The sequence below is a fragment of the Arthrobacter sp. ISL-5 genome (genome assembly GCF_018613835.1).
GTDB lineage: Bacteria > Actinomycetota > Actinomycetes > Actinomycetales > Micrococcaceae > Arthrobacter.
Window position 1 is genome coordinate 83507 of sequence record NZ_JAGGPM010000027.1, and the last position, 7649, is coordinate 91155.

6 protein-coding genes are annotated in these 7649 nt (G+C 67.5%); 4 read left to right on the forward strand and 2 right to left on the reverse strand.

The genetic code is table 11. The features are described 5' to 3' along the window. Positions 1 to 15: 15 nt before the first annotated feature. Complete coding sequence (locus tag J7I89_RS14855; RefSeq protein WP_214971781.1) at positions 16 to 576, reverse strand: methylated-DNA--[protein]-cysteine S-methyltransferase; 561 nt, start codon at positions 574 to 576, stop codon at positions 16 to 18. Then, the gene (locus J7I89_RS14860; protein WP_214971784.1) at positions 573 to 2108 is read right to left on the reverse strand and encodes a DNA-3-methyladenine glycosylase 2 family protein; all 1536 of its coding nucleotides are present in this window, start codon (positions 2106 to 2108) and stop codon (positions 573 to 575) included. The genes J7I89_RS14855 and J7I89_RS14860 overlap by 4 nt, the downstream gene beginning before the upstream one ends. Positions 2109 to 2307: 199 nt before the next feature. Between J7I89_RS14860 and J7I89_RS14865 the strand changes: the two genes are divergently transcribed. From J7I89_RS14865 to tyrS, 4 genes are all read left to right on the forward strand, one after another. Further along, complete coding sequence (locus J7I89_RS14865; protein WP_214971787.1) at positions 2308 to 2964, forward strand: DNA-3-methyladenine glycosylase; 657 nt, start codon at positions 2308 to 2310, stop codon at positions 2962 to 2964. Positions 2965 to 2988: 24 nt separating this feature from the next. Then, positions 2989 to 3546 carry an adenine phosphoribosyltransferase gene (locus J7I89_RS14870; protein WP_214971790.1) on the forward strand — a complete coding sequence of 186 codons (558 nt, stop codon included), beginning with the start codon at positions 2989 to 2991 and terminating at the stop codon, positions 3544 to 3546. A 118-nt stretch (positions 3547 to 3664) separates the two neighbouring features. Then, entirely contained in the window at positions 3665 to 5893 is a 2229-nt protein-coding gene (locus J7I89_RS14875) for an AAA family ATPase (protein ID WP_214971792.1), read from the forward strand. Positions 5894 to 5992: 99 nt separating this feature from the next. Then, complete coding sequence (tyrS, locus tag J7I89_RS14880; protein ID WP_214971793.1) at positions 5993 to 7306, forward strand: tyrosine--tRNA ligase; 1314 nt, start codon at positions 5993 to 5995, stop codon at positions 7304 to 7306. Positions 7307 to 7649: the final 343 nt, after the last annotated feature.

Sequence of the window (7649 nt, forward strand, 5' to 3'; positions counted from 1 at the left end):
CGGGCACCGCCTGGCCTAACGCACCTGCGCCGTAAGGGAGTCCGCCGCGAGTGATTCCGCTGTGAGAGCATCCGTTGTGAGCGATTCCCTTTCGCGGGCCAGCAGGCTTTCCTTGACGCGGAGCCCCCACCGGAAGCCGCCAAGGGTGCCATCCGTCCGGACCACCCGGTGGCACGGCACGAATAGTGCAGCGGCATTGAAGGCGCACGCGCTGGCGGCCGCGCGCACTGCCTTCGAGTTGCCTGAGAGTGCCGCGTACTCCGTGTACGTAACGGGGGCTCCCGGGCTGACGGTGCGCAGCACGTCCCAGGCGTGGGAACGGAACGGTCCTGACTTCTGCAGCACGGGCACGCTCATGGCCGGCGCGGGGTCGCCTGCGTAGAAGGCCTCCACCGCCGCGGAAATGGGGCCGAGATCGTCCACGGCATCGTAGGACTCGGGCATCAGCTCCGGATGGATCTGGCCGGTGAGTTCGCCGGTGTCCGCCGTCCAACCCGACGCCAGCACCACACCGTCCCGGGCAATGATGGTGAACGGGCCGTCCGGGGTGGCCATCGTGAGTAGCTGGGCTTTCATGTCATCGCCTTCGTTGTATGTGCCGTCTTGGCAGTGGTCTTGGGGGCGGCCGCGGCGGCGCGCCAGAGGTGCATCGTGGCATAGGACCGCCACGGGCTGACCTCGCTGAAATCGGATGTCGCCGCCGCGCTATTTGCGCCGGCACCTTGTCCGCCGGCATCCTGTGTGGCAGCACCCGGTACGGAAAGGGCGCGGACTCCGTTGCGCACGGCGGCGTCGTTGGCCAGGAAAACATCCGGAGCGCCGATCACCCGCATCGCGACATACCCCACCGTCCAGGGTCCCACCCCCGCCACGGGCAGGAGCTTTGCGCGCAGGCCGGGCAGGTCATCCCCGTACCCCAATTCCAGGTCCCCTGTAGCAAGGGCCTGGGCGGTCGCCACGAGTGATTCTATTCTGCGCCGCGGCCCGCGCAGCAGTTCCCCGCCCGTCGCGGCGATCTGCGCCGGGGTGGGGAACAGCCGGTCGAGCCCCTCGGCGGCCACCATGCTGGGGCTGCCGGCTGCGGACAGCTGCGTGAGTGCCGTCCGCGCCGCGGCCACCGTGATCTGCTGGCCGATCATCGCGCGGATCAGGAGTTCCTGCGGGTCCAGGGCGCCGGGCATGCGGATGCCGGGAGCGGAGGCCACCTCCGCCGCCAGCCGGGGGTCCGCGGCCAGCGCGCTGTCGATGGCCACAGGATCGGCGTCGAGGTCGAAAAGCCGCCGGACGCGGCTCAGCAGTGCCGGGAGATCCCGCAGGTCCACCGCGCCGATGGTGAGGACCAGCGGCCGGCCGGGAGCGCCGGCGTCGTAATCCACCCGAAAGCGGGCGTCGCCGTGCGGGAGACTGAGCGAGCGCGCGTAGGAAACCGGCGTTCCTGCCTCGATCCCCGGGATGGCGCGGACCGCCAGGAAACTGAAGATGCCGGGATCGAACGGTTCGCGGTAGGGAAGATTCAGCGTAAGGGCTGTGCTGGCCGCCGGGGACAGGTGGTGGCGGGCGGTGCCGCGCAGGGCGGTCGGCGTCATGTCGAACACCTCGCCCACGGTCTCATTGAACTGGCGCACGCTGCTGAAGCCGGCGGCAAAGGCGACGTCAGCGAGTTTCATGGGCGTGGACACCAGCAGCGTGCGGGCGGTCTGCGCCCTGCTGGCCCGGGCGAGGGACAGTGGACCGGCACCGAGTTCATGGCTGAGGATCCGGTTCAGTTGCCGGGATGAATACCCCAGGCGCGCGGCCAGGCCCTCCACGCCGTCGCGGTTGATGACGCCGTCGTTGATGAGCCGCATGGCGCGGCCGGCAATGTCGGAGCGGATGTTCCAGGCAGGCGTTCCCGGCACTGCTTCGGGCAGGCATCGCTTGCAGGCGCGGTAGCCGGCGTCGTGGGCCGCAGCCGAGGTTTCGTAGAAGGTGACGTTCTCGGCTTTCGGCGTCCTGGCCGGGCACGACGGCCGGCAGTAGATGCCCGTGGTCCGCACCGCCGTGTAGAACTGCCCGTCGAAACGGGTGTCCCGCGCATCGATTGCGCGGTAGCGCTGCCAAAAGTCCATGAACCCATCCTGCCAGCCGCCACGGGGCAGGGCTAGCGGAAATCGGACATGGCCGTGGGCGGGCGGACGTGCTGCCGGACTGGCCCAGTTTTGCGGCGACGGCCCGGCCGCCCAGGGCGCTGTTCCGCCGGCGGGGATTCAAAACCGGGCCAGTCCGGCATCCAAACCCCGTGCCCCGGTCGTTCGGTAGAGTCTGACCATGACCGTCAACAGCAGACCGTCCGTGCCGGAGGCCCGTGTGCGGGAAGTGCTGTCCGGCGATGCCCGGGAGATCGCTCCGCTGCTGCTGGGGGCAATCCTCACCCACGACACCACTGACGGGCCGGTCTCCGTGCGGCTCACCGAGGTTGAGGCCTACATGGGGCCCGGTGACTCCCTGCATCCGGACCCCGGCTCCCACACCTTCCGCGGCCCCACACGCCGGAACGCGCCGATGTTCGGCCCGGCGGGACACCTTTACGTCTATTTCACGTATGGCATGCACTACTGCGCCAACATCGTCTGCGGACCGCCCGGACACGCGTCCGCCGTCCTGCTGCGCGCCGGTGAGGTGGTGGCCGGCCGGGACGCTGCGCTGGTGAGGCGGCCGACGTCGAAATCGGCCCGGGACCTTGCCAGCGGTCCGGCCCGGCTGGCCTTTGCCCTCGGCCTGACGACGGCGGACAGCGGACGCGACGCGCTGAGCGCTCCCTTCGGGCTGCAGCTTCCGCCGGCTCCCGCCGCGGATATCAGCTCCGGACCCAGGGTTGGCGTCTCCGGGGACGGCGGATCACACGACTACCCCTGGCGGTTTTGGCTGACCGGCGACCCCACTGTCTCCCGCTACAAGGCGGCGAAGATCCGTTCTGCGCACTAAGTTTCGGCGCAGTAGGCTTGACGCGTGAACCAGCGCGAACAAGCCCCCGCCCCCAAAACCGTCCCCGTGGACGAGCTGATCAGCAGCCTCTGCGCCACCGTGCCGGACTACCCGAAACCCGGGATCATGTTCAAGGACCTGACTCCCGTGTTTGCCGACGGCGGGGCGTTGCGGGCCGTCGTGGACGCCCTGGTGGAACCCTTCAAGGGGCAGTTTGATGCCGTGGCCGGAGTCGAGGCCCGTGGGTTCCTGCTCGCCGCCGCGGCGGCCTATGCCACCGGAACGGGCGTGATCACCGTGCGGAAGGCGGGCAAGCTGCCCCGCGAGGTGTTCGCGGAGGACTACGCCCTGGAATACGGCACGTCCACGCTCGAACTGCACACCACCGATCTTGCCCGCGGCAGCCGCGTGCTGATCCTGGACGACGTCCTCGCCACGGGCGGCACCCTCGGCGCTGCGGCGCGGCTGTTCGAGCGCTGCGGCGTCCACGTCTCCGGCGTGGGCGTGGTCATGGAGCTCGGGGAACTGCGCGGGCGCTCGGCACTCGCCGGGCACCGCGTGCGCTCCCTGCTGCGCCTGTAGCACCGGCCATGCTGCCACGGGTCATGCCCCACCGGCAGCCGCAGCCGCCACTGCAGCCATGTCCACCAAAATGGTTGTAGAATGGACGGTCTGTCTTTTGCGATAGGGGAACGTCTAGATGCACGACGCCGAATTGGCCCACGAACGGGCCTATGTTGCCGGTTTGTATGCACGGCTTGATGAATTGCGCGCCGAAAAGCGCACCCAGTTGGCGCAGGTTCGCCGTGCCGGTGCCGTGGGCACCATGCAGAACGTTTCCGAGCGCGACGCCTTCGCAGCCCTCTACGAGGACCGCCTGGCACAGCTCGACGCCGTCGACGACCGCCTGGTCTTCGGGCGGCTTGACCTCGACTCCGGCGAGGCGCAGTACATCGGCCGCATCGGACTGACCACCGAGGACCTGGTCCGGCTCATGGTGGACTGGCGCGCGCCTGAGGCCGGGCACTTCTACCAGGCCACCGCGTTCGACCGCCAAGGAGTGCGCCGGCGGCGGCACCTGATCCTCCAGGGCCGCCAGGTCAAGGCCATCGAGGACGACGTCCTCGATGCCGACATGCTCGCCGACTCCGAGTCCCTGCAGGGCGAGGGCGCGCTGCTTGCCGCCCTGAACTCCAGGCGCACCGGCCGGATGTCGGACATCGTCGGCACCATCCAGTCCGAGCAGGACCGCATCATCCGCTCCTCAATCTCCGGGGCCCTCGTGGTCCAGGGCGGGCCGGGCACCGGAAAAACCGCCGTCGCCCTCCACCGCGCCGCCTATCTGCTCTATACCCACCGCGACCGGCTCAAGACCGCCGGCGTCCTGCTCGTGGGACCGTCGTCGTCGTTCATGAAGTACATCGAACGGGTCCTCCCGTCGCTGGGCGAGACTGGCGTGGTGATGGCCAGCCTTGGCAGGCTGATGCCGGGCATCAATGCCGTGCCTGAGCCCGAGGCGGACATTGCCGCCATCAAGGGGCGGCTGGACATGGCCGATGTCATAGCCAATGCCGTGGCCAACCGGCAGCGCATCCCCGCGGAGAACCGCATCCTGGAAGTTGACGGGCGCAAGCTTGTGCTCACGCCGCGCCAGGTCCGCCGCGCCCGGGAACGTGCCCGCTCCACCGGAAAGCCCCACAACGAGGCCCGCGTCACCTTCGTCAAGATCCTCCTGCGTGAACTGACGGAGCAGATGACGGAACTGGTGGAAGCCGGCAGCATCGGCAACAACGCCGACCGCTCCTACCTCGCCGAGGACGTCCGCACGGCCCGGGACGTGCGCGTGGCGCTCAATCTCTGCTGGATGCCCATGACGCCGGAAAAGCTGGTCAGCGAACTGCTGAGCAAGCCCGCGATCCTGGAAGCCTGCACGCCCAAGCTCACCGCACGGGAGCGCGAGCTGCTGCTGCGCGCCCCTGACGCGCCGTGGACCGAGTCCGATGTTCCACTGCTCGACGAGGCAGCAGAGCTCCTCGGCGAGCTCGATGCCGCCGCCGGCCGCGGGCTCGCCCAGCAGGAGCACGACCGCGCCCGCGACCTGGCCAATGCCCGGCAGACGCTGGTCAACATGGAGACCGCCGGCGTCGATGTCCTGATGTCGGCCGAGGAACTCGTTGAGCAGAACCAGGAGCGCGAGGCCCGGCTGACGGCAGCCGAGCGCGCCACCAGCGACCGCACGTGGGCGTTCGGCCACATCGTGGTCGACGAGGCGCAGGAGCTGTCTCCCATGCAGTGGCGCCTCCTGGTCCGCCGCTGCCCGCTGAAATCCTTCACCATCGTGGGGGACATCGCGCAGACCAGCTCCGTGGCGGGCGCAAATTCGTGGCAGGGCGCCCTTGCGCCGCTGTTCGGCGACCGCTGGCAGCTTGAGGAACTTACGGTCAACTACCGGACGCCGTCGCAGGTTGCCGAGGCCGCCGCCCGCATGGCCAACGCCGCCGGCCTCGTGGTGTCCGCGCCCAAGGCGGTCCGGGAAGGCCGCTGGTCGCCCATCATCGACCGGGTGGAGCCGGGCAGCCTGGTGAGCCGGCTCGTGGAGGTCCTTCCGGACGAGCTGGACGCGCTCGACGGCGGACTGCTCGCCGTGATTGCCGACGGTGACCTCCTCAACGAAGCAACCGCGGCGCTGCGCGCCGTCTACGGCCGCCGCATCGGGACAGGTGCCGGCAGCTACGAACAGGACGTCGTGGTGATCAGCCCCCGGGAAGCCAAGGGACTGGAATTCGACGGCGTTGTGGTTCTGGAACCATCGGCGATGCTGAACCACGAACACGGCAGGGTGGGAGACCTCTACGTGGCCATGACCCGGCCCACGCAGCGGCTCCGGCTGATCGCGGGCGCGGGCATTCCGGCTGGCATCGAACGCTGAGATAGTTCCGGGCCTGGTCCGGGCGCCCGTGGTCGGCTCTGATGACGGGCGCCTGGTGCACTGACGCCAGGTGCCGCCGATCCTGCTAACTTAGAAGGCGTGTCACACCTAAACGACCTCGAATCCCAGCAGAACGACCCCAGCTTCGCCAACGTATGGCAGGAGCTCAAATGGCGCGGCCTTGTCCACGTGTCCACCGATGAGGTGGAACTGGAGAAACTCCTCGCCGGGGACCCGGTCACGTATTACTGCGGGTTCGACCCCACCGCCCCGAGCCTTCACCTGGGTAACCTGGTCCAGCTGCTCCTCATGAGGCGCCTTCAGCTGGCAGGCCACAAACCCCTTGGCCTCGTGGGCGGCTCCACGGGCCTGATCGGTGACCCGCGGCCGACGGCGGAGCGCACCCTGAACACAAAGGACACAGTTTCCGAGTGGGTGGGCTACCTGCAGGCCCAGGTCCGGCGGTTCCTCAGCTTCGACGGCGCCAACGCCGCCCGCATGGTGAACAACCTTGACTGGACCGCGCCGCTGAGCGCAATCGACTTCCTGCGCGAGATCGGAAAGCACTTCCGCGTGAGCACAATGCTGCGCAAGGATGCCGTCGCATCGCGCCTCAGCTCCGACGAGGGCATCAGCTACACGGAGTTCAGCTACCAGATCCTGCAGGGAATGGACTACCTGCAGCTCTACCGCGACTACGGCTGCGTGCTGCAGACCGGCGGATCCGATCAGTGGGGAAACCTGACGAGCGGCACGGAACTCATCCGCAAGGTGGAAGGCAAGACCGTCCACGCGCTCGGCACCCCGCTCATCACCAACGCCGACGGGACCAAGTTCGGCAAGAGCGAAGGCAACGCCATCTGGCTGGATCCTGCCATGTGCAGCCCCTACGCCTTCTACCAGTTCTGGCTGAACACCGCCGATGCCGACGTTGTTGACCGGCTCAAGGTCTTCACCTTCCTGAGCCGCGCCGAGATCGAGGCGCTTGCGGTGTCCGTTGCCGAACGTCCCTTTGCCCGCGAGGGCCAGCGCAAGCTCGCATACGAGGTGACCTCCCTGGTGCACGGCGTCGAAGCCACTGAAAAGGTCATCGCGGCGTCGGCTGCGGTGTTCGGCAATGGCGACCTGACTGCGCTGGACGAGCAGACTCTCGCCGCGGCGACATCAGAGCTTCCGTCGGCCGCGGTTGACGGGGCCGGCCTGGGGATCATTGATCTGCTGGTTGCGTCAGGGTTGTCTGACAGCAAGTCCGCCGCGCGCAGGATCGTTGGCGAGGGCGGGGCGTATGTCAACAACGCCAAGGTATCCGACCCGGATGCCGTGATACCCCGGTCCGAGCTGCTGCACGGCAAATACCTGCTGTTGCGCAGGGGCAAAAAGAACCTGGCCACAGTGCAGGTATCGGGCAGCTAGCACCACAATCCCTTCATTGCACGCTCCTCCGCAGCCGATTTGCACGGCCGCGGGGGAGCGTGTAATGTCTTCTGAGTCGCCGCCGCTGAGTGGTGACAAACCCCCTTCACTGAGAAGCAATTCTTCATGTGCAAAGCACTGAATGAAGAAAAGCTTCCAATGGTGCTGGGCGGATTCGTTTCACGGAAGTGAATATCGGGAAAACAACCCGGATTTGCAAAGTGAAAATGAATGAAATAAGCTATAAACATCGCAGCGAAGAAATGCGAAACAAAAGAAATTAGCGAATTGAATCGCAAATTGTTTCGAGAAGTATTCGAATGTGTCTGTTGTTTGAGAACTC